At 70.8% G+C, this 22,962-nt stretch carries 23 protein-coding genes, 3 tRNA genes and 1 pseudogene; 11 read left to right on the forward strand and 16 right to left on the reverse strand.

Going from position 1 to position 22,962, the window contains the following annotated elements:
* Nucleotides 1–126: 126 nt before the first annotated feature.
* Nucleotides 127–209 (reverse strand) — tRNA-Leu (locus OOK31_RS20360).
* Nucleotides 210–501: 292 nt separating this feature from the next.
* On the opposite strand from OOK31_RS20360, the gene OOK31_RS20365 reads away from it, so the two are divergent.
* The 6 genes from OOK31_RS20365 to pknB all read left to right on the forward strand — a co-directional run bounded on the left by OOK31_RS20365 (nt 502) and on the right by pknB (nt 8,563).
* A complete protein-coding gene (locus OOK31_RS20365; protein ID WP_267088711.1) occupies nt 502–1,320 on the forward strand; it encodes a DUF3662 and FHA domain-containing protein in 819 nt (272 codons plus the stop codon).
* Between the two features lie 10 nt (nt 1,321–1,330).
* Nucleotides 1,331–1,828, forward strand: a complete 498-nt coding sequence (locus OOK31_RS20370; protein WP_267088712.1) for an FHA domain-containing protein — start codon at nt 1,331–1,333, stop codon at nt 1,826–1,828.
* A 144-nt stretch (nt 1,829–1,972) separates the two neighbouring features.
* Entirely contained in the window at nt 1,973–3,439 is a 1,467-nt protein-coding gene (locus OOK31_RS20375) for a PP2C family serine/threonine-protein phosphatase (RefSeq protein ID WP_267088713.1), read from the forward strand.
* Between the two features lie 31 nt (nt 3,440–3,470).
* Nucleotides 3,471–4,895, forward strand: coding sequence for an FtsW/RodA/SpoVE family cell cycle protein (locus OOK31_RS20380; RefSeq protein WP_267088714.1), 1,425 nt, complete (start codon nt 3,471–3,473; stop codon nt 4,893–4,895).
* Nucleotides 4,892–6,355 carry a penicillin-binding protein 2 gene (locus tag OOK31_RS20385; RefSeq protein WP_267088715.1) on the forward strand — a complete coding sequence of 488 codons (1,464 nt, stop codon included), beginning with the start codon at nt 4,892–4,894 and terminating at the stop codon, nt 6,353–6,355. Before OOK31_RS20380 ends, OOK31_RS20385 begins: the two co-directional genes overlap by 4 nt.
* Before the next feature lie 156 nt (nt 6,356–6,511).
* Nucleotides 6,512–8,563 carry a Stk1 family PASTA domain-containing Ser/Thr kinase gene (gene pknB, locus OOK31_RS20390; protein WP_267088716.1) on the forward strand — a complete coding sequence of 684 codons (2,052 nt, stop codon included), beginning with the start codon at nt 6,512–6,514 and terminating at the stop codon, nt 8,561–8,563.
* Between the two features lie 90 nt (nt 8,564–8,653).
* On the opposite strand, the gene OOK31_RS20395 is transcribed toward pknB, so the two are convergent.
* The 6 genes and pseudogenes from OOK31_RS20395 to OOK31_RS20420 form a co-directional block, all read right to left on the reverse strand.
* Entirely contained in the window at nt 8,654–9,385 is a 732-nt protein-coding gene (locus OOK31_RS20395; protein ID WP_267088717.1) for a class E sortase, read from the reverse strand.
* A 12-nt stretch (nt 9,386–9,397) separates the two neighbouring features.
* Nucleotides 9,398–10,195, reverse strand: a pseudogene (locus OOK31_RS20400) (class E sortase); the annotation flags it as partial.
* A gap of 29 nt (nt 10,196–10,224) precedes the next feature.
* The gene (locus OOK31_RS20405) at nt 10,225–10,863 is read right to left on the reverse strand and encodes an aminodeoxychorismate/anthranilate synthase component II (RefSeq protein ID WP_267088718.1); all 639 of its coding nucleotides are present in this window, start codon (nt 10,861–10,863) and stop codon (nt 10,225–10,227) included.
* The gene (locus tag OOK31_RS20410; RefSeq protein ID WP_030011120.1) at nt 10,860–11,036 is read right to left on the reverse strand and encodes a hypothetical protein; all 177 of its coding nucleotides are present in this window, start codon (nt 11,034–11,036) and stop codon (nt 10,860–10,862) included. The genes OOK31_RS20405 and OOK31_RS20410 overlap by 4 nt, the downstream gene beginning before the upstream one ends.
* 90 nt (nt 11,037–11,126) lie before the next feature.
* Complete coding sequence (locus OOK31_RS20415) at nt 11,127–11,885, reverse strand: class E sortase (RefSeq protein WP_267088719.1); 759 nt, start codon at nt 11,883–11,885, stop codon at nt 11,127–11,129.
* Nucleotides 11,854–12,630 carry a DUF881 domain-containing protein gene (locus OOK31_RS20420; protein WP_267088720.1) on the reverse strand — a complete coding sequence of 259 codons (777 nt, stop codon included), beginning with the start codon at nt 12,628–12,630 and terminating at the stop codon, nt 11,854–11,856. Before OOK31_RS20420 ends, OOK31_RS20415 begins: the two co-directional genes overlap by 32 nt.
* Before the next feature lie 92 nt (nt 12,631–12,722).
* Between OOK31_RS20420 and crgA the strand changes: the two genes are divergently transcribed.
* Entirely contained in the window at nt 12,723–12,977 is a 255-nt protein-coding gene (gene crgA / locus OOK31_RS20425) for a cell division protein CrgA (RefSeq protein ID WP_030225155.1), read from the forward strand.
* 117 nt (nt 12,978–13,094) lie between these two features.
* On the opposite strand, the gene OOK31_RS20430 is transcribed toward crgA, so the two are convergent.
* Nucleotides 13,095–13,970 carry a rhomboid family intramembrane serine protease gene (locus OOK31_RS20430; RefSeq protein ID WP_267088721.1) on the reverse strand — a complete coding sequence of 292 codons (876 nt, stop codon included), beginning with the start codon at nt 13,968–13,970 and terminating at the stop codon, nt 13,095–13,097.
* Between the two features lie 121 nt (nt 13,971–14,091).
* On the reverse strand, nt 14,092–14,619 hold the full coding sequence (locus tag OOK31_RS20435) for a peptidylprolyl isomerase (RefSeq protein ID WP_267088948.1): 528 nt from the start codon (nt 14,617–14,619) through the stop codon (nt 14,092–14,094).
* A gap of 172 nt (nt 14,620–14,791) precedes the next feature.
* Between OOK31_RS20435 and OOK31_RS20440 the strand changes: the two genes are divergently transcribed.
* The gene (locus OOK31_RS20440) at nt 14,792–15,469 is read left to right on the forward strand and encodes a DUF5324 family protein (protein WP_267088722.1); all 678 of its coding nucleotides are present in this window, start codon (nt 14,792–14,794) and stop codon (nt 15,467–15,469) included.
* 66 nt (nt 15,470–15,535) lie between these two features.
* Here the strand turns inward: OOK31_RS20440 and OOK31_RS20445 are convergent, their stop codons facing one another.
* Both OOK31_RS20445 and OOK31_RS20450 read right to left on the reverse strand, forming a co-directional pair.
* Nucleotides 15,536–16,054 carry a LysM peptidoglycan-binding domain-containing protein gene (locus tag OOK31_RS20445; RefSeq protein ID WP_267088723.1) on the reverse strand — a complete coding sequence of 173 codons (519 nt, stop codon included), beginning with the start codon at nt 16,052–16,054 and terminating at the stop codon, nt 15,536–15,538.
* A 125-nt stretch (nt 16,055–16,179) separates the two neighbouring features.
* A complete protein-coding gene (locus tag OOK31_RS20450) occupies nt 16,180–16,659 on the reverse strand; it encodes a MarR family winged helix-turn-helix transcriptional regulator (protein ID WP_267088724.1) in 480 nt (159 codons plus the stop codon).
* Nucleotides 16,660–16,782: 123 nt separating this feature from the next.
* Here OOK31_RS20450 and OOK31_RS20455 point away from each other — a divergent pair, with 123 nt between their 5' ends.
* A complete protein-coding gene (locus OOK31_RS20455) occupies nt 16,783–18,243 on the forward strand; it encodes an MFS transporter (protein WP_267088725.1) in 1,461 nt (486 codons plus the stop codon).
* A 125-nt stretch (nt 18,244–18,368) separates the two neighbouring features.
* On the opposite strand, the gene OOK31_RS20460 is transcribed toward OOK31_RS20455, so the two are convergent.
* A tRNA-Ala gene (locus OOK31_RS20460) sits at nt 18,369–18,441 on the reverse strand.
* A gap of 161 nt (nt 18,442–18,602) precedes the next feature.
* Between OOK31_RS20460 and OOK31_RS20465 the strand changes: the two genes are divergently transcribed.
* Both OOK31_RS20465 and OOK31_RS20470 read left to right on the forward strand, forming a co-directional pair.
* The gene (locus OOK31_RS20465; RefSeq protein ID WP_267088726.1) at nt 18,603–19,151 is read left to right on the forward strand and encodes a DNA-binding protein; all 549 of its coding nucleotides are present in this window, start codon (nt 18,603–18,605) and stop codon (nt 19,149–19,151) included.
* Between the two features lie 33 nt (nt 19,152–19,184).
* On the forward strand, nt 19,185–20,417 hold the full coding sequence (locus tag OOK31_RS20470; protein ID WP_267088727.1) for a serine/threonine-protein kinase: 1,233 nt from the start codon (nt 19,185–19,187) through the stop codon (nt 20,415–20,417).
* Here the strand turns inward: OOK31_RS20470 and OOK31_RS20475 are convergent.
* The 4 genes from OOK31_RS20475 to OOK31_RS20490 form a co-directional block, all read right to left on the reverse strand.
* Complete coding sequence (locus OOK31_RS20475; RefSeq protein WP_267088949.1) at nt 20,414–21,742, reverse strand: hypothetical protein; 1,329 nt, start codon at nt 21,740–21,742, stop codon at nt 20,414–20,416. The genes OOK31_RS20470 and OOK31_RS20475 overlap by 4 nt on opposite strands.
* Before the next feature lie 131 nt (nt 21,743–21,873).
* A complete protein-coding gene (locus OOK31_RS20480; protein ID WP_208809277.1) occupies nt 21,874–22,008 on the reverse strand; it encodes a DLW-39 family protein in 135 nt (44 codons plus the stop codon).
* A gap of 146 nt (nt 22,009–22,154) precedes the next feature.
* Nucleotides 22,155–22,228: transfer RNA gene (locus OOK31_RS20485), tRNA-Ile, on the reverse strand.
* Between the two features lie 83 nt (nt 22,229–22,311).
* On the reverse strand, nt 22,312–22,962 hold the full coding sequence (locus OOK31_RS20490) for a DUF3566 domain-containing protein (RefSeq protein WP_267088728.1): 651 nt from the start codon (nt 22,960–22,962) through the stop codon (nt 22,312–22,314).

Below are 22,962 nucleotides of genomic sequence, written 5' to 3' on the forward strand. Positions count from 1 at the left end.
GGGTTGGGTACCGCACACCGGTAGCTCACACCGGTAGCTCACTCCGGCACCGCGCACCGGCACCGGAAACCGGTACGAAAAAGCGGAAAGCCCCGATCCGGATTCCGGATCGGGGCTTCCCCGATGTGGGCGAGGGGGGATTTGAACCCCCACGTCCCGAAGGACACTGGCACCTGAAGCCAGCGCGTCTGCCGTTCCGCCACTCGCCCGAGTAGCACTCCAGCGGTTCTTCCCTTTCGGGCCGTTCCCCTGGCGACGTCGAAACACTAGCACGTCAGACGGGGTGCGTTGAAATCGCTTTCCCGGCCCCCTTCGGTGACCCCGGGACGGCCCCTCCCGCAGCCACCGCCGGGTGCGGGACACTGTCCCTGGACCGCCCCTACGATCCCTTGTGAGGACCAACACTCCTGCGCACAGGACCGAAGGGGAACCAGCCGAATCCGCCACGCGTGGATACGATCAGTAAGCAGTACAGGGCGACAACGACGGAGGAGGTGCCCCATGGGAGTTCTGAAGCGGTTCGAGCAGCGACTCGAAGGTCTGGTGAACGGCACCTTCGCCAAGGTGTTCAAGTCCGAGGTCCAGCCGGTGGAGATCGCCGGAGCCCTCCAGCGGGAGTGCGACAACAACGCCACCATCTGGAACCGCGAGCGGACCGTCGTACCCAACGACTTCATCGTGGAGCTGAGCACGGGCGACTACGAGCGCCTGAGCCCCTACTCCGGCCAGCTCGGCGACGAGCTCGCGGGCCTCGTCCGCGACTACGCCAAGCAGCAGCGCTACAGCTTCATGGGCCCCATCAAGGTCCACCTGGAGAAGGCCGACGACCTCGACACCGGTCTGTACCGGGTCCGCAGTCGCACCCTGGCCTCCAGCACCTCCCAGGACGCGCCGCAGGCCGCCCAGGGCCAGCAGCAGGGCGGTTACGGCTACCCGCCGGTCGCCGCCCCGCCGATGCCCTCCGGCCCGCCCCCGGGCGGACCGGCCGGGGCGGGTGCCCGCCCCGGCGGCGCCCCCGTACCTCCCGGCGGCCCCGGCACCACGCGCCGCTGGATCGAGATCAACGGCACCCGCCACCAGATCTCGCGCCCCACTCTCGTACTCGGCCGGAGCACCGAGGCCGACGTGCGGATCGACGACCCCGGCGTATCGCGCCGGCACTGTGAGATCCGGACCGGAACACCCCCGACGATCCAGGATCTCGGGTCCACCAACGGCATCGTGGTGGACGGACAGCACACCACCCGCGCTACGCTCCGCGACGGCTCGCGGATCGTCGTGGGCAGCACCACCATCATTTACCGGCAAGCCGAAGGGTGAAGCGGGGGCAATGTCAGAGCTGACCCTGACGGTCATGCGGTTGGGTTTCCTGGCCGTTCTGTGGCTGTTCGTCATCGTGGCCGTCCAGGTCATTCGCAGCGACCTCTTCGGTACGCGCGTCACGCAACGCGGCTCACGCCGCGGGAGCGCGGCGGGCGCTCCGCAGCAGACCGGTCGTCAGACCGCGCCACCCCAGCAGCGCCAGCGCAGGGGTGCGCCCACCAAACTCGTCGTCTCCGAGGGCACCCTCACGGGCACCACGGTGGCCCTCGCCGGCCAGACGATCACCCTGGGCCGCGCGCACGACTCGACGATCGTGCTGGACGACGACTACGCGTCCAGCAGGCATGCCAGGATCTACCCCGACCGTGACGGCCAGTGGATCGTCGAGGATCTCGGGTCCACCAACGGCACGTATCTCGACCGGACCCGGCTGACTACCCCGACGCCCATTCCGCCGGGCGCCCCGATCCGCATCGGCAAGACCGTCATCGAGCTGCGGAAGTAGTACGAGAATGAGCGAGCGGAGCGAGCGAGCCGCGGCGGTCCGTCCCACCGGGGACCGGTACCCGTGCGCGCTCCCGACCGGAGGGTGGGCAGTGTGGCTCGAGACCGGTTGTACCCCGAGGCATCGTCGACAGGGCAGGTGCGCATGAGTCTGTCCCTGCGGTTCGCCGCCGGATCGCACAAGGGGATGATCCGCGAGGGCAACGAGGACTCCGGTTACGCCGGTCCCCGGCTCCTCGCCATCGCCGACGGCATGGGTGGCCAGGCAGCCGGCGAGGTCGCCAGCTCCGAGGTGATCTCCACCCTCGTCCAGCTCGACGACGACGTCCCGGGCTCCGACATCCTCACCTCCCTCGCCACGGCCGTGCAGCGCGCGAACGACCAGCTGCGCGTCATGGTCGAGGAGGACCCCCAGCTGGAGGGCATGGGCACCACGCTCACCGCCCTGCTGTGGACCGGCCAGCGCCTCGGCCTCGTCCACGTCGGCGACTCCCGGGCCTACCTCCTGCGCGACGGCGTCCTCACGCAGATCACGCAGGACCACACCTGGGTGCAGCGGCTCGTCGACGAGGGCCGCATCACCGAGGAGGAAGCCACCACGCACCCGCAGCGCTCCCTGCTCATGCGGGCGCTCGGCAGCGGCGACATCGTCGAGCCCGACCTCTCCATCCGAGAGGTCCGTGCCGGCGACCGCTACCTCATCTGCTCCGACGGCCTCTCCGGCGTGGTCTCCCACCAGACCCTCGAAGAGACCCTCGCCGACTACCACGGCCCCCGCGAGACCGTGCAGTCGCTGATCCAGCTCGCCCTGCGCGGCGGCGGACCCGACAACATCACCTGCATCGTCGCCGACGTCCTCGACACGGACAGCGGGGACACCCTCGCCGCCCAGGTCAGCGACACCCCGGTCGTCGTCGGCGCGGTCGCCGAGAACCAGCACCAGCTCTTCGACGGCGGCAACGCCATGCAGACCCCGGCCGGCCGTGCCTCGGGCCTCGGCCGCCAGGCCGCACCGCCCGCCGGCGCCTTCGGCCCCCCCGGCAGCGGCGAGACCCCCGGCTACGGATACCCCGACCAGAGCCAGGGCGCGGGCGGCGGATACGGCAGCTTCGGCGAACCCGAGGCGTACGAAGCCGATCCGGAGTACGACGACACGTACGACCACCCCCGCAGGCGCCGCAGCAAAGGGCGCAAGTGGACCACGCGGACGCTGATCCTGCTGCTCGTCGCCGGCGTCGTCGGCGGCGGGCTCTACGCCGCGCACCGCTGGACGCAGACCCAGTACTACCTGGGCGTCAAGGGCGACCACGTCGCGCTGTACCGCGGCATCAGCCAGAACCTCGCCTGGATCCACCTCTCCCAGGTGGAGACCGATCATCCCGACATCGAACTGAAGTACCTGCCGTCCTTCAAGCGCAAGCAGGTCGAGGCCACCATCACCGAAGGCAGCCTCGACGGAGCCCGTAAGAAGATCGACGAGCTCGGCACCCAGGTCTCCGCCTGCAAGAAGGACGAAGCCCGCCGCGCGGCGGAAGCGCAGAACAGCCAGACGCCCGGCCCCAGCCTGACTCCCGCGGAGCAAGCTGTCGTCGGCCAGTGCGAAAAGCAGTAGCCATACGCGGGCACAGGGGGCCCGTCACACCATGAGCGTTGTCACCAACACGACCACCATCGGCGCCATCGAGGCGCCGAGCCGGCGGAACACCGAGCTCCTGCTGCTCGCCTTCGCCGTGGTCATCCCGATCTTCGCCTACGCCAACGTGGGCCTGTCGATCCACGGCAAGCTGCCCCCGGGCATGCTGACCTACGGGCTCGGCCTGGGCGTCCTCGCGGGCATCGCCCACTTCGTCGTACGCCGCTACGCGAAGTACGCCGACCCGCTGCTGCTGCCGATCGCCACCCTGCTCAACGGCCTGGGCCTGGTCCTCATCTGGCGCCTCGACCAGTCCGAGCGGCTGCAGAAGCTCGCCAAGGGCACCTTCGGCACCTTCTCCGAGTCGGCGCCGCGCCAGATGCTCTACACGGCGCTGGCCATCGCCCTGTTCGCCGTCGTCCTGCTGGTCCTCAAGGACCACCGCGTGCTCCAGCGGTTCACGTACATCTCGATGGCCGCCTCGCTGGTCCTGCTGATCCTGCCGGTCGTACCAGGTCTGGGCGCGGACGTCTTCGGCGCCAAGATCTGGATCAGCGTCGGCGGTTTCTCCATCCAGCCCGGCGAGTTCGCGAAGATCGTGATCGGGGTGTTCTTCGCGGGCTACCTGATGGTCAAGCGCGACGCCCTGGCCCTGGCCAGCCGCCGCTTCATGGGCCTCTACCTGCCGCGCGGCCGCGACCTCGGCCCGATCCTGATGATCTGGGCGATGAGCCTGCTCGTCCTCGTCTTCGAGAACGACCTCGGCACCTCGCTGCTCTTCTTCGGCATGTTCGTGATCATGCTGTACGTCGCCACCGAGCGCACCAGCTGGATCGTCATCGGCCTGCTCATGTCGACGGCCGGCGCCGTGGTGGTCGGCACCACCGCCAGCCACGTCGAGGCCCGTGTGAACGCCTGGCTCGACCCCTTCGGCTGCTACGCCGACTCCGGCGCCTGCCAGCAGGTCGGCCAGTCGATCATGAGCTTCGGCTCCGGCGGGGTCCTCGGCACCGGCTGGGGTCAGGGCAACTCCGACCTCATCGGCTTCGCCGCGAACTCCGACTTCATCTTCTCCACCGTCGGAGAGGAGCTCGGGCTGACCGGCGTCATGGCCTTCCTGCTGCTCTACGGGCTGATCATCGAGCGGGGCGTGCGCACCGCCCTCGCCGCCCGCGACCCCTTCGGCAAGCTCTTCGCCATCGGGCTCTCCGGCGCCTTCGCCCTGCAGATCTTCGTCGTCGCCGGCGGAGTCATGGGCCTCATCCCCCTCACCGGTATGACCATGCCCTTCCTCGCGTCCGGCGGTTCCTCCGTCCTCGCGAACTGGGTGCTCATCGCCGTCCTCATCCGGATCAGCGACACCGCACGCCGTCCCGCACCGGCCCCCGCCCCGTCCCCCGACTCCGAGATGACCCAGGTGGTCCGCCCGTCATGAACAAGCCCCTGCGCCGCATCTCGCTGTTCTGCGGGCTGCTCGTCCTCGCGCTGCTGATCCGGACCAACTGGCTGCAGTACGTCCAGGCCGAGGAACTCAGCACCCGCAAGGAGAACCGCCGGGTCCAGATCGCCCAGTACGCCACCGAGCGCGGCAACATCATCGTCCAGGGCCAGCCCATCACCGGCTCCGCCGCGACGGACAGCACCTACTTCAAGTACAAGCGGACCTACATCGACGGCCCCCTCTGGGCGCCCGTCACGGGCTACGCCTCGCAGGCCTACGGCTCCACCCAGCTGGAGAACATCGACGACGGCATCCTCACCGGCAACGACGACCGGCTGTTCTTCGACCGCACCATCGGCATGTTCACCGGCGAGAAGAAGCAGGGCGGCAACGTCGTCACCACCCTGAACGCCGCCGCCCAGAAGGCCGCCTTCCAGCAGCTGGGCAGCAAGAAGGGCGCCGTCGCGGCGATCGACCCGCGCACCGGCGCCATCCTGGCCCTGGTCAGCACCCCGTCCTACGACCCCTCCAGCTTCGCCGGGATCTCCAAGGACGACGAGAAGGCCTGGGTCGCGCTCAAGGACAGCGAGGACAAGAACCTCGTCAACCGCGCCCTGCGCGAGACCTACCCGCCGGGCTCCACCTTCAAGGTGGTCACGGCCGCGGCCGCGCTGGAGAACGGCGTGGTCACGGACATCGACGCGCCCACGGACACCCCCGAGCCGTACATCCTGCCGGGCACCCGGACCCCGATGGTCAACCACGCGTCGGGCTGCGAGAAGGCCTCTCTGAACAACGCGCTCCGGGTCTCCTGCAACTCGGTCTTCGCGAACCTGGGCGACAAGGTCGGCCGCGACAAGATGGTCGACACCGCCCAGAAGTTCGGCTTCAACAACGACAAGATCGACATCCCGGTCCGTGCCTTCGCCAGCGTCTACGACAAGACCATGGGCAAGGACGGCAACGCGCAGAGCTCGATCGGCCAGTTCAACACCGCCGCCACCCCGCTCCAGATGGCCATGGTCACCGCGGCCATCGCCAACGACGGCAAGCTGATGAAGCCGTACATGGTCGACAACCTGGCGGCGCCGAACCTCGACGTGATCGAGAAGCACGAGCCGCAGGAGATGAGCCGGCCCCTCTCCGCCGCGAACGCGCAGAAGGTCCAGCAGATGATGGTCAACGTCGTCGAGAACGGCACCGGCACCCAGGCCAAGATCAAGGGCGTCACCGTCGGCGGCAAGACCGGCACCGCCCAGCACGGCGAGAAGAACGCCAAGCGCCCCTACGCCTGGTTCATCTCCTACGCCGAGAACCCCGACGGCTCCTCCCCCGTCGCCGTGGCCGTCGTCATCGAGGACAGCGCCGCCGACCGCGAGGACATCAGCGGTGGCGGCCTGGCGGCCCCCGTCGCCAAGGCCGTCATGGAAGCCGTCCTGAAGAACAAGGGATGAGACGCGCAGAGCGGATCCGAGCGCTCGGTACCGGTCCGATATCAGCCTGTGGTCACGAACCGATCACCGACGATCGGCCGGTAGCCTTGCCGCGAACAGCACACCGCCGGACCGCACACCGGTGCGGTCGGGACTGACGGAGAGGGCTGCAACGTTATGGAAGAGCCGCGTCGCCTCGGCGGCCGGTACGAGCTGAGCCACGTGCTCGGCCGTGGTGGCATGGCCGAGGTCTACCTCGGTCACGACACCCGGCTCGGCCGTACCGTCGCCGTCAAGACCCTGCGCGCCGACCTCGCCCGCGACCCGTCCTTCCAGGCCCGGTTCCGCCGCGAGGCCCAGTCGGCGGCCTCGCTCAACCACCCGGCGATCGTGGCCGTCTACGACACCGGCGAGGACTACGTCGACAACATCTCCATCCCGTACATCGTGATGGAGTACGTCGACGGCTCGACCCTGCGCGAGCTGCTGCACTCGGGCCGCAAGCTGCTGCCCGAGCGCACCCTCGAAATGTGCATCGGCATCCTCCAGGCCCTGGAGTACTCGCACCGCGCCGGCATCGTGCACCGCGACATCAAGCCCGCCAACGTCATGCTGACCCGGACCGGCCAGGTCAAGGTCATGGACTTCGGCATCGCCCGCGCCATGGGCGACTCCGGCATGACGATGACGCAGACGGCCGCCGTCATCGGCACCGCCCAGTACCTCTCCCCGGAGCAGGCCAAGGGCGAGCAGGTCGATGCGCGCTCCGACCTGTACTCGGCGGGCTGCCTGCTCTACGAGCTGCTCTGCGTCCGGCCGCCGTTCGTCGGGGACTCCCCCGTGGCCGTCGCCTACCAGCACGTCCGCGAGGAACCGCAGCCCCCGTCGAACTTCGACCCCGAGATCACGCCCACGATGGACGCCATCGTCCTGAAGGCGCTGGTCAAGGACCCCGACTACCGCTACCAGTCCGCCGACGAGATGCGGGCCGACATCGAGGCCTGCCTCGACGGCCAGCCCGTCGCCGCGACCGCCTCCATGGGCACCGCCGGCTACGGCTACCCCGACCAGGGCGGCTACGGGCACCAGGGCTACGACCAGGCCACCACCTCGCTGCGCTCCCAGGACGCCGGCCAGACCTCGATGCTCCCGCCGATGCCCCCCGGCGGGGACGGCGGCTACGGCTACGGGGACCAGGGCCACGGCGGCTACGACCAGGGCCGCGGCCGGCGCCAGCAGCCGAAGAAGAACCGGGCCTCGACGATCCTGCTGGTCCTCGCCGGCGTGCTCGTCCTCGTCGGCGCGATCCTCATCGGGCGCTCCCTCTTCGACAAGGCCGACAACCGGCCCAACGTGCCCCAGCTGGTCGGCGAGACCCTGGAATCGGCGCAGCAGAGAGCCTCGTTCGTGGGGCTCAAGGTCGAGAAGGAAGCGGACGCTCCCTGCGACAACCAGCCCAAGGGCAAGATCTGCTCGCAGAACCCGGCGCCCGATCTGAAGGTGGACAAGAACTCCACGATCAAGGTCAAGGTGTCCGCGGGCGCGCCCAAGGTGACGGTCGTCGACGTCCTGCGGCTCCCGTTCAACAAGGCCGAGCAGACGCTCAAGGACAAGAACTTCCAGGTCGAGAAGAAGCTGGTGGAGTCCGAAGGGACCCCCGGCATCGTCCTGGAGCAGTTCCCCAAGGCCAACACCGAGGCCGAGAAGGGTTCGACGGTCACCCTGACCGTGGCGAAGGAAGCCGCCAAGGGCGTCGTACCGAACCTGGCCGGCCTGGACAAGGCCGCGGCGGCCAAGGCCCTCACGGACGCCAAGCTGAAGCTCGGTAGCACCACCGAGGTCGACTCTCCCGGGTCTCCGCCGCAGACGGTCGTCGCCCAGCAGTACAAGCCGGGCGAGGAACTCCCCAAGGACACCCCGGTCAACGTCAGCATCTCCAAGGCGTCCGTCGCGCCGACCGTGGTGCCGGCGCTGGTCGGGCGGACCGTCGCGCAGGCCAAGGACGACCTCAAGAAGGCCAACCTGACCTTCGGGGCGGTCCTGGGTGGCCCGACCGACGACAACGCCGTGGTGATGCTCTCCGAGCCCGTCGCCGGTACCCCGCTCGCCGCGGGCACGGTGGTCAACGTCCGCACCATGGCCGGCACCGGTCAGCAGGACGGCGGGAGCAACGGCAGCGACGCCGGAGGCGGCTTCTTCGGAGGCCTGACCGGCGGCGGCCGCCGCTGACCGGTCCACCCGCACGATGTTTCACGTGAAACAGGCCCGGCCCCCGTCGAGGGGGGCCGGGCCTGTTTCACGTGAAACGTAGGAGAAGGATCAGCGCAGCTCCGCCGGCGGGGTGCGCTTCGCGTCCACCTTCTCCGTCCGCACCAGCTCGCCCCACACCACGTAGCGGTACTTCGAGGTGTAGACCGGGGTGCAGGTCGTCAGGGTGATGAAGCGGCCGGGGGCCGTCCGCCCGGACTCCTTCGGGACGGGGTTGATGACGTCCACGTTGTACTTCGAGGTCTGGCGCAGGTCGGCGAAGACCTTGTAGACGTACCAGGTGTCCTTGGTCTCGAAGACGATCGCGTCGCCGTTCTTCACCTTGTCGATGTTGTGGAACTTCGCCCCGTGGCCGTCGCGGTGCGCGGCGAGCGCGAAGTTGCCCTTGTCGTCCCAGGGCAGGGCCGACTTCACCGGCTCCGTGTAGTAGCCGGCCACGCCGTCGTTGAGGACCTCGGGATCGGTGCCCGTCTTGACCAGGACCTCGCCGTTCTTCATGGCCGGTACGTGCAGGAAGCCGATGCCGTCCTGGGTGTCCAGGGCGCCGGGCCGGTCCGGGGTGCTCGCGGCCGGGGCGGGCGTCTGCCAGCGCTGGCGGACCTCGTCGCCCCGCGCGGAGGCCTGCCGGTCGGCGAGGACGTTCGTCCACCACAGGGAGTAGGCCACGAACAGGCCGAGGACCAGGCCCAGCGTGATCAGGAGCTCGCCCAGCAGGCTCAGGAACCCGGCGAGCACACTGCGGTGGGGAGGCGGCGGTGCGGAGCGGCGGCGGGCACGAGACACTGCGGGTCGTCCTTACGGGCTGGTCAGCGCGGGCGGAGCGCCCTGGCTGCGAGGGCGTTCCTCGATCATCCTGCCCCATACGATCATCCGGTAGGTGCTCGTGAACTCGGGGGTGCAGGTCGTGAGGGTGATGTACCGGCCGGGGCCGGTGAAGCCGGAGCCCTCCGGGACGGGCTTGATCACGGACACGTTCGCCGGGGAGGTCTGCGGCAGCGCCGAGGCCATCGCGTACGTGTAGTAGGCGTCCCGGGTCTCCACCACGATCGTGTCCCCCGGCACCAGCCTGTTGATGTAGCGGAACGGTTCGCCGTGGGTGTTGCGGTGTCCGGCCACTGCGAAGTTGCCCTGCTTGTCGGCGGGCATCGCCGTCTTCAGCGCGCCTTCGCCGTAGTGCCCGACCATCCCCCGGTCCAGCACCTTGGCCTTGCTGATCCCCTCCGCCACGGGCACCTTCAGGTCCAGCTTGGGGATGTGGAGCATCGCGAAGCCCTGACCCGGCTCGAAGGCGGCCACGGGCGGTGCGGCGGCCGCGTCCGGCGGCGGGTGTTCCCAGGTCTGACGCAGGGAGCCGGCGGCCCCGTCCGCGGCCCGCCCCGCGAGCACGTTCGTGTACCAGAGCTGGTAGGTGACGAACAGCAGCATCACGAGGCCGACGGTGATGAAGAGTTCACCGGCCGCCCGGCTCAGCACCACCACCGGGCCGCCGGAGCGCGGACGGCCGCGCCGACGGCCCCCGCCGCCCCGCCTGCGCGCCCGCCCGTGGGAGCGTTTCGCGGCCGCCTGCGCTGCCTTGCGCCGCGCGGCCCGGCCCTCGGTGGGGGCGGACGGCGCGACCGTCGTCACGCGACGGCCTTGCCCACCACCGGGGCCAGCCCCACCGACCGCTCGACGGCTCCGGCGTCACCGCAGCGCACGAGCCAGTTCGCGAGCATCCGGTGGCCCCACTCGGTCAGCACCGACTCGGGGTGGAACTGCACGCCCTCGACGTCGTGCTCCCGGTGCCGCAGGCCCATGATGATCCCGTCCTCGGTGCGCGCGGTGACCTCCAGCGCGTCCGGCAGGGTCTGCGGCTCGGCGGCCAGGGAGTGGTAGCGGGTCGCGGTGAAGGGCGAGGGGAGCCCGGCGAACACACCCAGCCCCTCGTGGACCACGGGCGAGGTCTTGCCGTGCAGCAGCTCGGGGGCCCGGTCCACGACGCCCCCGTAGGCGACCGCCATGGACTGCATGCCCAGGCACACCCCGAAGACGGGGACGCCGGTGGCGGCGCAGTGGCGGACCATGTCGACGCAGATGCCCGCCTCCTCCGGCGTACCGGGGCCCGGGGAGAGCAGGACGCCGTCGAAGCCGTCCTGGGCGTGGGCGAGTTCGACCTCGTCGTTGCGCAGCACCTCGCATTCGGCGCCGAGCTGGTAGAGGTACTGGACCAGATTGAAGACAAAGCTGTCGTAGTTGTCGACAACCAGAATGCGCGCGCTCACGGAGTGGCTCCCGATCCCTCGTCCACCGTCACGTCGTTGAACGGGAGGAGCGGCTCGGCCCACGGGAAGACGTACTGGAACAGCACGAACACCACCGCGAGGACCAGTACGAGAGAGATCAGCGCGCGTACCCACGCGTTGCCCGGCAGATGCCGCCAGATCCAGCCGTACATTCCGTCTGTTTCCTTCTTCGTCCACGATCGTTCCACGCACCGCGGAGGCGGTACCGCAACAGCCTAAAGGCAGCGGCCCCGCGGGGTGGGTCACCTGGGCAATCCCTCCGTCCTGCCCGGTGCGGCGGGACGGGTTCCGGTCAGTTCCGCCCAGACGACGAGGCGGTGGCTGTGGCCCCACTCGGGGTCGCAGGTGGTCAGGGTCAGGTATTTGCCGGGGGTGGTGAAGGGGGAGCGGGCGGGCACCGCCTCGACCACGCCGACCTCGCTGGGCAGGGTGCGCAGCGGCCGGGCTCGGACGGTGTACGTGTACCAGTCGGTCGCGTCGCGGACGATCACCGTGTCCCCGGGGCGCAGCTCGGGGATGTCCTTGAAGGGGTCCCCGTAGGTGCGCCGGTGCCCCGCCACCGCGAAGTTGCCGTTGCCCCCGGGGCGGGCCGTGCCCGGGTAGTGGCCCAGGCCCCTCTTCAGGAGTTCGGGGTCCGTGCCCTCCAGGACGGGCTTGCTCCACTCCTGGCCGAAGCGGGGGACGTACATCTCGGCGAAGGCCTGGCCTGCGGCCGGAGCGGCCGGAGCGGCCTGCTGCGGGGCCTGTGAGGGCGGTGTGGCGGCCTGCGGGGCGGCCGGCCGGTCACCCCGCGCCCCCGCCGGGGCGGCGGCCTCCCAGCGGTCGCGCAGCCGGGCGCGCTCGCCGTCCATGGCCCGGTCGGCCTTGACCCCGGTCCACAGCAGGACGTAGGCCACGAAGAGCACGATCAGTGTCCCGGCCGTCAGGCACACCTCGCTGAACGTCCGTACCACCAGGCGCAGTACGACGTCAGGGCGCGGCGGACTCCAGCGGCTTCGCATAGTGGAGGTCCACTGTGCCGGAGTAGCCCGGCAGTGTCAGCCTCTTGTCCTCGTCCACTTTCCAGCCGAGCCCGTACGCGTTGACGTACAGCTGATAGTTCTGCAGGGCGGGGGAGGCGGCGAGGGCCTTGCGCAACACGCCCGGGTCGCCGACCGCGGCGACCGTGTACGGGGGCGAGTAGACGCGGCCCTGGAGGATCAGCGTGTTCCCCACGCAGCGCACGGCGCTGGTGGAGATCAGCCGCTGGCCCATGACCTCGATGCCCTCGGCTCCGCCCTGCCACAGGGCGTTCACCACGGCCTGGAGGTCCTGCTGGTGGATCACCAGGTCGTTGGGCTGCGGTTCGGGCACGCCGGGGACGCGGGCGGTGGCGTTCGGCGGCGCGTCGTTGAGGGTGACGGTCAGGCCCTTGCCCGAGAGCTCCTCGGTGCCCGACGCCGTGCGCAGGGCGGCCAGCCGGGCGTCCTGGGCCTTGGTACTGCCGTCGTCGCGGTCGGCGAGGGCGTCCACCTGGGCGCGCGCGGCCGCGGCACTCTTCTCCAGCTCGGCGTTGTTGGCGCTGCGCTCGTGGATGAGGTCCGACAGCTTCAGGAGCGACGCGTCCGTCCGGATGTTCGTACCCTTGGAGGTGTTGAAGCTGGTGACGAAGATCAGGCCGGCCAGGGCGAAGACGGCGGCCGTCAGCAGCCGCACCGGTCCGGCCCGGCCACGGGGACCCGCGGAGGAGTCGTCGGAATTGCTCAACGTACCCTTCTCCTTCAACGCCACAGGTCCACTACGCTAACGGACGCCCGGGGCAGGCAAGGTCCCCCAGCGCATCGACAGGAGAGCCCCTCGTGCCGAAGTCACGTATCCGCAAGAAGGACGACTACACGCCGCCGCCGGCGAAGCAGGCGCAGACGATCAGGCTGACCAACCGCAGCTGGGTCGCCCCGGTCATGCTGGCGTTCTTCCTCATCGGTCTCGCGTGGATCGTCGTCTTCTACGTGACCGACACCCAGCTGCCCGTGGAGGCACTGGGCAACTGGAACATCGTGGTCGGTTTCGGCTTCATCGCGGCCGGATTCGGTGTCTCCACGCAGTGGAAGTAGTGCGCAAGTAGAGCCGGAACGCAAGCTCTCCCCATGAGTTATCCACAGCGTCATCCACACCTGAGGAAAAGACAGAAGATCTGTGGATAACTCTGTGGAGAGTTGACGCCGGTGTGATCAGGTGAGTTCGAGCGTCCGGACCACGATCAGCGCCGCTGCCAGCAGGAACACCGCCACGCAGGTCCCCGCCTGTACCAGTGTGCGCTTCCTGCCGGTGGCCGGCGCGAGCAGGCCCAGCGCGAGCAGGGCACCGGTGACCAGGCCTCCGATGTGGGCCTGCCAGGAAACCGACCAGCTGCCGCCGAAGGGCACGAAGGTCACCAGAAGCATCAGCGCGAGCGTGACCAGGACCGGCCGCATCTCGTAGCGCAGCCGCCGGGCCAGGACGACGGTGGCGCCCAGCAGCCCGCAGATGGCGCCCGAGGCGCCGAGGGTCGGCGTGTTCGGCGCGGTCAGCAGGTAGACGAGGGCGCTTCCGCCCAGACCGGACAACAGGTACAGGGCCAGGTAGCGGACCCGGCCCAGGGCCGCCTCCAGCGGGCCGCCGATCATCCACAGGGCCAGCATGTTGCCGAAGATGTGCCACCACTCGACGTGCAGGAACATCGAGGTCAGCAGCCGGTGGTACTGGCCGGTGGCCACGCCCTCGACGGGAGCCCCGGCGTAGAGCACGTACTGGCCGAGCAGCTCCAGCTGGACCGCCAGGCCCGGCATCAGGTACGCCGCGAGGAACACGGCGACGTTGAGCCCGATGAGGATCTTGGTGACGAGCTGCGGATCGGTCGCGACCAGGCCGCCCGCGACCGTGCGCGGGGCGTTCGCGGCCGCCGGGTGACCGGTCCCGGAGCCCTCCCGGACGCACTCGGGGCACTGGAAGCCGACCGAGGCGCTGATCATGCACTGCGGGCAGATCGGGCGCTCGCAGCGGGTGCAGCTGATCCCCGTGTCGCGGTCCGGGTGGCGGTAGCAGCCCGGCAGACGGTCGGTGTCCATCGGTCTCCTCGATCAGCGGCGAGGAAGAGAGGCTACGCCCCGCCGGTCCAGTACGTAACGAGGACGGACGGGCGGGGCCCAAAGGTTCCCGGCGGCGGGCAGCCCGCGGCCGGGAGCCCGGTCAGCGCCGCTCGACGACGACCGACTGGATGATCACGTCGTCGAGGGGCCGCTCGGTGCGCGGGTTGGTGGCGCCCGACGCGATCTTGTCGACGACCTTGCGGCTGACCGGGTCGGTGACCTCGCCGAAGATGCTGTGCTTGCGGGTCAGCCAGGCGGTGGGCGCGACCGTGATGAAGAACTGCGAGCCGTTGGTGCCCGGGCCGGCGTTGGCCATCGCGAGCAGGTACGGCTTGGTGAAGGCCAGGTCGGGGTGGAACTCGTCGGCGAACTGGTAGCCCGGGCCGCCGGTGCCGTTGCCGAGCGGGTCGCCGCCCTGGATCATGAATCCGCTGATGACGCGGTGGAAGACGGTGCCGTCGTAGAGCGGGGCGGTGGTCTTCTGGCCGTCCGTGGGGCGGGTCCACTCGCGGGCGCCCGTGGCGAGCTCCACGAAGTTCCGGACGGTCTTGGGGGCGAAGTTCTCCAGCAGCTCGATCTCGATGTCGCCGTGGCTGGTCTTCAGGGTGGCGTAGAGCTTCTCGGCCACGGGTCTGCCTTCCATAGTCATCACTGTCGGTTCCGATCCTCCCACGGAGGGCAGTACGGCGGAGAAATCGTCCACGGATGCCCTGTCACGCATGCCGGGCGGCGCTATGGCAGGCATGATCCGACAAAGGGTGGAAAGGTGAACTGTGTCCGCCACCGAGGAGGAGGATCCCGTGACCCGCAAGGACAGCGTGCGCCTGGCCGCCGAGAGCGCCAGGGACACCGTGAAGCACGCGGCGGATGTGGTGGCGCCGTACGCGGAGACCGCCAGGGACGCCGCCGTGCACTACGCGAACGAGGCGAACGAGCGGCTGGCGCCCAAGGTCGCGTACGTGGCCGGTGAGGCATCGCGCCAGGCCCGTACGGCGTACGACGTCCATCTGCATCCCAGGATGAAGGCGGCCCGCTGCCACGTGCCGCCGAACGTGGACCGGGCCGCGACGCAGGCCGTGGTGCAGACGCGGCTGGCGGCGCGGCACGCCGCCGAGTACACGCAGCCGCGCATCGAGAGCGTGATCGCGGCGGCCACTCCGATGGCCGAGGAGGCCGCGTCCCGGTCGACGGCGGCGCTGGCGGCGCTGCGCGGCCAGATCTCGGCGAAGGAGGTGCACCGGCTGGTACGGCGCCACGAGCGGCGGGCGCGCGCGGGCCGGGTGTTCAAGGGCGTGGCCCTGGTCGGCGTACTGGCGTGCGCCGCCTTCGCGGCGTGGCGCTGGTGGGACCAGCAGTCCAACCCGGACTGGCTCGTGGAGCCGCCCGCGGCGACGGAGCTGTCCCGGGACGCCGAGCCGGCCAGTTTCGACGACGAGCTGGCGGAGACGGAGCGCGAGGCGCAGGACAAGAACCACTGAGGCACGCGTCGCAACGGCAGGGGCCCGGATCCTCCACGGATCCGGGCCCCTGCCGTTGCGCCGGTGTCAGCTGGGGAGGGTCAGCACCATGCCCGGCCGGATGAGGTCGGGGTTGGAGCCGACGACGCTGCGGTTCATGGCGTAGAGCTCGCGCCAGCGGGCCTCGTTGCCCAGCTCGCGGCGGGCGATCGCGGAGAGCGAGTCCCCCGGCTTGACCGTGTAGGTGCGCTTCTTGGCGGCCGGCGCGGACTTGGGCGAGACGGGCACCGCCTTGTGCGCGGCCGACGTGGGGCTCGGCGTCGCGGGCGCCGTGGCCCTGGGCGGCATCGCGGCGGGCCTGGGCATCGCGGCGGGCTTCGGCGCCACGGGCACGGCCTTGTGCGCGGCCGACGTGGGGGTCGGCGAGGCGGGAGCGGCGGCCGCGGGCTTGGGCGGCGCGGCCGCGGCCATCCGCTCGGCCGCCGCCCTGGTGGCAGCCGCCGCGTCCGGGTACTTCTGCTCCGCCTGCTCCAGCTGTTCCTTGGCCTTCTCGGCGGCCTCGTGTTCCTTCTTCTTGTCGGACTTCAGGAAATCGAAGAGTCCCATGCGCGTGCGCCTCCGGCGTGGTGGTGCCCCCTGGACTCGGGGCCTCCTCCCACTGTCGGACACGGGAGGCCGACCGGCCCCGCGACTGGGCCGTTCGGGGGAGGGCCGCGAAGGGGCGGTGGCCGCTACTGGCGGGCCCGCCGGGCCGGGCGCGGGCCCTCGGAGGGGAGCTCGAGGGCGCCTTCGACCAGCAGCTTCAGCCCGCTGAGCAGGGCCTCGCGCTGGGGAGCGGCGAGGGAGCCGAGCGCGTCGGCGTGCACCCCGTCGACGATGCGGGTGCTCTCGGCGGCGAGCGCCGCGCCCTTGTCGGTGACGGCGATGATCCGGGCCCGGCGGTCAGTGCTGGAGGGCCGTCGCTCCGCCAGCCCGGCCTTCTCCAGGGCGTCGACGGTGACGACCATCGTCGTCTTGTCCATGTCACCGATCTCGGCGAGCTGGATCTGGGTCCGCTCCTCCTCCAGGGCGTGCACGAGCACGCAGTGCATACGTGCCGTCAGCCCGATCTCGGCGAGTGCGGCTGCCATGCGGGTGCGCAGCACGTGGCTGGTGTGGTCCAGGAGGAAGGAGAGGTCGGGCTCGGTCCGGGAGGAGGCCATCGCAGTCATGGGTCCACTCTAACAATTCGTTCCGAAGAAAATAGTCTGCAACAAAACCATCTGCTACGGTCTCACCAGTCGCCCACCGCCGCCCACCACCGCCCGACCGGACCGACCGGACTGGAGAGACCCATGCCCTCCGCTACACAGACCCCCGCACCCCCGGCCACCGCCACCACCACCGCCGCCCCCGGACCGCGCCTGCGCTCCCGCTGGACCGCGCTCGGCGTCCTCTCCACCGGCATGCTGATGACCGTCCTCGACGGCAGCATCGTCACCGTGGCCATGCCGGCCGTACAGAACGACCTCGGCTTCTCGCCCGCCGGCCTCAGCTGGGTGGTGAACGCCTACCTGATCGCCTTCGGCAGCCTCCTCCTGCTGGCCGGCCGCCTCGGCGACCTGATCGGGCGCAAGCGGATGTTCCTCGCCGGGACCGCCGTCTTCACGGGCGCCTCACTGCTCGCCGGGTTCGCCACCTCCCCCGCGATGCTGACGGCGGCCCGCTTCCTCCAGGGCGTGGGCAGCGCGATGGCCGCCGCCGTGAGCCTCGGCATCCTGATCACCCTGTTCACCGAACCCCGCGAACGCGCCCGGGCCATCGCCGTCTTCTCCTTCACCGGAGCGGCCGGCGCCTCCCTCGGCCAGGTGCTGGGCGGGGTCCTCACCGATGCCCTCGACTGGCACTGGATCTTCTTCATCAACCTGCCCATCGGCCTCGCCGCCCTGCTGGTGGCCCTGCCCGCGCTCCCCTCCGACCGGGGACTCGGCCTGCGCGCCGGGGCGGACGTCATCGGCGCCGTCCTGGTCACCGCCGGGCTGATGGTGGGCATCTACGCCGTCGTCCAGGTCGAGCAGTACGGCTGGACCTCCGCCCGCACCCTCGGCCTCGGGGTGCTCTCCCTGGCCCTCCTCGCCGCCTTCACCCTCCGCCAGGCCAAGGCCCGCACCCCGCTGATGCCGCTGCGGATCTTCCGCTCCCGCACCGTCGTCGGCGCGAACCTGGTGCAGATGCTGATGGTGGCGGCGCTGTTCTCCTTCCAGATCCTCGTCGCCCTCTACCTCCAGCGGGTCCAGGGCTACGGCGCCTCCGCGACCGGCCTCGCCCTGCTGCCCGCCGCGCTGTCGATCGGCGCGGTCTCCCTGGGCGTCTCGGCCCGGCTGAACGCCCGCTTCGGCGAGCGGACCGTACTGCTCGCGGGGCTCGGGCTGCTGGTGGTGGGCCTGGCACTGCTGACCCGGCTCCCGGTGCACGCCGACTACGCCACCGACCTGCTGCCCGTGATGCTGCTGGCCTCCGGCTTCGGCCTGGCCCTGCCCGCGCTCACCGCCCTCGGGATGTCCGGCGCGGGCGACGCGGACGCCGGACTCGCGTCGGGGCTGTTCAACACCACCCAGCAGATCGGCATGGCCCTCGGGGTGGCGGTCCTGACCACCCTGGCCGCCTCCCGCACCGAAACCCTGACGGCCGCCGGCAGCACCCCGGCCGAGGCCCTCACCGGCGGCTACCACCTCGCCTTCGCGATCGGCGCCGCCCTCCTCCTCACCGCCACGGCCCTGACGGCCACCCTCCTGCGCGCCCCCCGCACCCGCTGAACGCGAAGAACCTCCGCCCCCGCCGCGACGCAGAGTGCCTCCCCTCCCCCGGAGTTGAGGGCCCACGGAACGAAAAAAAGACCCCCCTGATCTGCGTTTCCGCAGATCAGGGGGGTCTTGTGCTGTGGAGCCTAGGAGATTCGAACTCCTGACATCTGCCTTGCAAAGGCAGCGCTCTACCAACTGAGCTAAGGCCCCTCACGACCGGAGGCGGACGTCCCCCATGAAGGAGTGTCCGCTCCGCATGACAGAGTACCCGGTGTACCCCCTCATCGCGCAAAATGATAGGGACTCCCGCCCCGCGACCACTCTCCGTAAGATGCTCGCGAGGTTCGCACCAGCGAAGGGGAGTAGTAAGAGTGGACGCAGTACAGCAAGAGGCCACGGCCAGAGCCAGAGAGCTCCAGCGCAGTTGGTACGGGGAGCCGCTGGGCGCACTGTTCCGACGGCTCATAGATGACCTCGGGCTGAACCAGGCTCGCCTCGCTGCCGTCCTCGGACTGTCGGCGCCGATGCTGTCCCAGCTGATGAGCGGGCAGCGCGCCAAGATCGGCAACCCGGCCGTGGTCCAGCGGGTCCAGGCCCTTCAGGACCTCGCCGGGCAGGTGGCCGACGGAAGCGTCAGTGCCGCCGAGGCCACCGACCGGATGGACGAGATCAAGAACACCCAGGGAGGCTCCGTCCTCAGCAACAGCGGCCAGACCACCACCGGTTCCGGCGCGCCCACCGTCAAGCGGGTCGTCCGCGAGATCCAGTCGCTGCTGCGGTCCGTCTCGGCGGCCGGGGACATCATCGACGCGGCGGACACCCTCGCCCCCACCCATCCGGAGCTGGCAGAGTTCCTCCGGGTGTACGGCGCGGGCCGTACCGCCGAAGCGGTGGCGCACTACGAGGCCCACCAGAACTGACGGGCACAGGTGTGACGGGGGACGGGCGCAGCGATGGGTGAGGTCTTCGCGGGCCGGTACGAGCTGGTCGATCCGATCGGGCGGGGTGGCGCGGGCGCCGTGTGGCGGGCCTGGGACCACCGCCGTCGCCGGTACGTGGCCGCGAAGGTCCTGCTGCGGAGCGACGCCCACACCCTCCTGCGGTTCGTGCGCGAACAGGCGCTGCGCATCGACCATCCGCACGTGCTGGCCCCGGCCAGCTGGGCGGCGGACGACGACAAGGTCCTGTTCACCATGGACCTGGTCGCCGGCGGTTCCCTCGCCCATGTGATCGGTGACTACGGGCCGTTGCCGCCGCGCTTCGTGTGCGTGCTGCTCGACCAGCTCCTGTCGGGGCTGGCGGCGGTGCACGCGGAGGGCGTCGTCCATCGCGACATCAAACCGGCCAACATCCTGATGGAGGCCACCGGAACCGGGCGGCCGCACCTGCGGCTGTCCGACTTCGGCATCTCGCTGCGCAAGGGCGAGCCCCGGCTGACCGAGACCGACTACGTGGTCGGCACACCGGGCTACTTCGCCCCCGAGCAACTCGCCGGCGCCGAACCCGACTTCCCCGCCGACCTCTACGCCGTCGGCCTGGTCGCCCTCTACCTCCTCCAGGGCGGCAAGCCCGACGCACAGGCGCTGGCGGCGCGCTTCCCGGCCCAGGGCACCCCCGAGGCCCCCGAAGGCGTCCCCGGGCCACTGTGGGGCGTCGTCTCGAACCTCCTGCACCCCGACCCCCAGAACCGGTTCCGGACCGCCACAGGGGCGCGCAGGGCCCTTGCCGAGGCCGCCGAGCTGCTACCGCCGCCCGCCCCGGACGAGGGCCCGGTCGAGGTGTTCGACCAACTCGGCCCGCTCCCCGACGGTTTCGGCCCGTCCGGCCCGCTGCCCACACCCCCGGCAGCCGCTTCCCCGGCGCTCCCGCACACCCCGGACCCGCGGACCTCACCCCCGGCTCCGTCACCCCCGGCCGCGCAGGCCCCGACCCCTGCGGCCCCGACCGCCGTGGAGGCGGCGCGGCAACCGCTCGCCGAGGCCCGAACGGCCCTGGCGCCCGCCGGATTCGGCCCGCCGCCCGGCCACGACCACGCCGGGACGGGCAGCTTCCACCTCCCGCCCCCGACCGCGCCCGCCCCCGTACGCCGTATCGCGCCGCCACCGCCGAAGCTCACGGTGGCGGTCCTCACGGCCGCCCTGCTGTGCTTCGCCGTCGGGGTCTGGGCCCTGACCCAACTGCCCTAGGGCCTGGCAGCGCCCCCGCGCCGGGCCAGCAGGAACCAGGCGCCGAGCCCGAGCAGCAGCACCGTCCCGGTCCCGAAGCCGGCGCCCGCCACCAGCCGCATCGTGGAGCGGGTGTCCTCGGCGGCGACGGCCTCGGGGACGGTGAGCCCGTCCTTCGCGGCGGCCCGGTCGGCGGGGGCGACCCCGAACCCGCCCGCGCCCAGGGGCTCCCGGTACGCGGGGCCCTTCCCGGCGTCGCCCCGCACGTCCAGCCGCAGGGTCAGCGGCACCGGGGTGGCGTCCTCGGTGAACTCCGCGACCTTGCCGCCCATGGTGACGGCGACGTAGTACCAGCCGGCCACCCGGACCGGCCGCACCTCGTTCACGTCGGACCAGCGGTTCTCGTAGGCGACGGGCACGGTGGTGGGCAGGGTGACGGCGGCCTGGCTGCCGTCGTAGGAGGCGTCCGCGGAGTCCACGAGCCCGCGGTAGGGCGTGTACAGCGAGACGGTGAGGCCGTTGGAGGCGGAGGCGTACTGCTTGGTGATCCTGGCCTTGGCGATCTCGGCGCCGACGCCGATCTTCTGACCCCAGTCCAGCGGGACCCGGTAGAACCGCGTCTGGCCGGGCCGCAGTTCGTCCCGCCACACCCCGGCGTCGACGGCCCGCGCGTCGTTGAAGCCGGTGCCGCCCGTACGGGCCACCGGGTCGGCGGTGGGCAGCGTCGGCGAGGCGGAGGGCCGCACGCTCGGCGCGGCCGTCGTCGGGGCGGTCGTGCCGGCCGGCGCCGGCTCGCGCTGGAGCAGGAGTTCCACGGGCCAGGCCGCCTGCGGCGAGCCCTTCGGGGCCTCGCGGGTCACCTTGGCGTAGTAGGTGCCCGCGGCCTGGCAGTCGGAGTCCTCCTGGAGCCTGCGGTGGCCCACCGCCGCGAGGGGCACGGGGTCGTAACCGAAGGTGGACCGGCCCGCGTTGTACGGGCAGGTGCGGCCCGCGGCGGTCATGATCTCGACCTCCAGGCCGTCGCTGTAGCCGACCTTGGTCCCGGCGGGCGGCCGCAGCACGGCGGAGAGGTACACGCTGGAGGCGCTGTCCAGGCTGAGGCGGTAGAAGCGCTCGCCGGGGGCGAGGGTGTCCTCGTAGACCGTCCCGACGTCCAGCAGGGGGGCGTCCGCGGTCGAGGGCCTCCCCGTGACGGCCTTGGCGCCCTCCGCCACCCGGTACTCCGGCAGCGGCTGCGCGCCGGGCTGCGTGCCCGGCCCGGCCGCCTGGGCGGCGGCCCCCTGCGTCCAGGCCGCCAGCCCGAGGAGCACCGCCCCCGCCAGCACCGTTCCCCGTACCCGAAGCATCGCGCCCACCCACGCCATCTCAATGTTGCTAAAGCAACCCAAATATTCGCATAACGGAAGTTTTCGTCACCGAGCAGCACGAAGCCCCGGCGGCAGCGGCAGCCGGGGCTTCATGAGATCAACCGTGGGTCTCACACACCGGAACCAGAGGGCACGGAGTCAGTTGCCTCCGTCCACAGGTCCTGCTCGGCGCGATCCGCCTGGATCTGGCGGTACACGAGGAGCCCGCCGATGGCGGCCAGTGCGACCAGGAGCAGCTTCTTCACCGCGCGACCTCGTCTTTCGTTGACGTTGGGGACTTCTGGCGGCCAACAATACACACCGACCGATACCGATCGGTGACCTGGGAACCCGTCAACTCCCCTTACGACAAAGACCCCCAGGCCGGTGGGCCTGGGGGTCTTCGACACTGTGGGGCTAACAGGATTTGAACCTGTGGCCTCATCCTTATCAGGGATGCGCTCTAACCAACTGAGCTATAGCCCCATCCGCGCTGCGCGCTGACTCCTGAAGATTAGCGCACAGACGCGGTCGAGCCAAAATCGCCTTCTACGACGCGTCCGCGCAGGTCATTCGTCCTCGGCGAGCGTGAGCTCCACGCCGCCCACGAAGCCCGCCGACAGGTTGTAGATGAAGGCGCCCAGCGTCGCCAGGGCCGTCATCAGGACCACGTCGATGACCGCGATCACCGAGGTGAAGATCAGCACGCGCGGCAGCGACAGGAACGACTGGAGGTCGAACCCGTTGCTCTCGTTCGAGCCGGTCGCCTCGCTGATCGTGCCGCCGACGGTCGAGAAGATGCCCATGGCGTCCATGACCATCCACAGCACCACCGACGCGACGATCGTGCACACGCCGAGCGCGATCGACAGCAGGAAGCTGACCTTCATGACCGACCAGGGGTCGGCCTTGGCCACCCGCAGCCGCGCCTTGCGCGTCCTGGGGACCGTACGGACGCCCGTGGAGGGCTTCCGCTGTGTGCCCGGGCCCTTGGGGGCCGGGTAGGCCTGCGGGGGCTGGTAGGGCTGTCCGGCGGCGGCCGGCGGGTTCGACTGCGGGTTCGACTGCGGCTTGGACTGCGGCTTCGGCTCGGCCTTCGGCTGCGGCTTCGGCTGCGGTCCTCGGGTGTCCGTCACGGTTCCCCCCTGGGAGTCCGCGGCGGGGCCACGGGCACCGTTCGCTCCAGTCTTGGCCGGTCCGGCGCCCGTGGCTCCACTCAC

Source organism: Streptomyces sp. NBC_00249 (genome assembly GCF_026342355.1).
GTDB lineage: Bacteria > Actinomycetota > Actinomycetes > Streptomycetales > Streptomycetaceae > Streptomyces.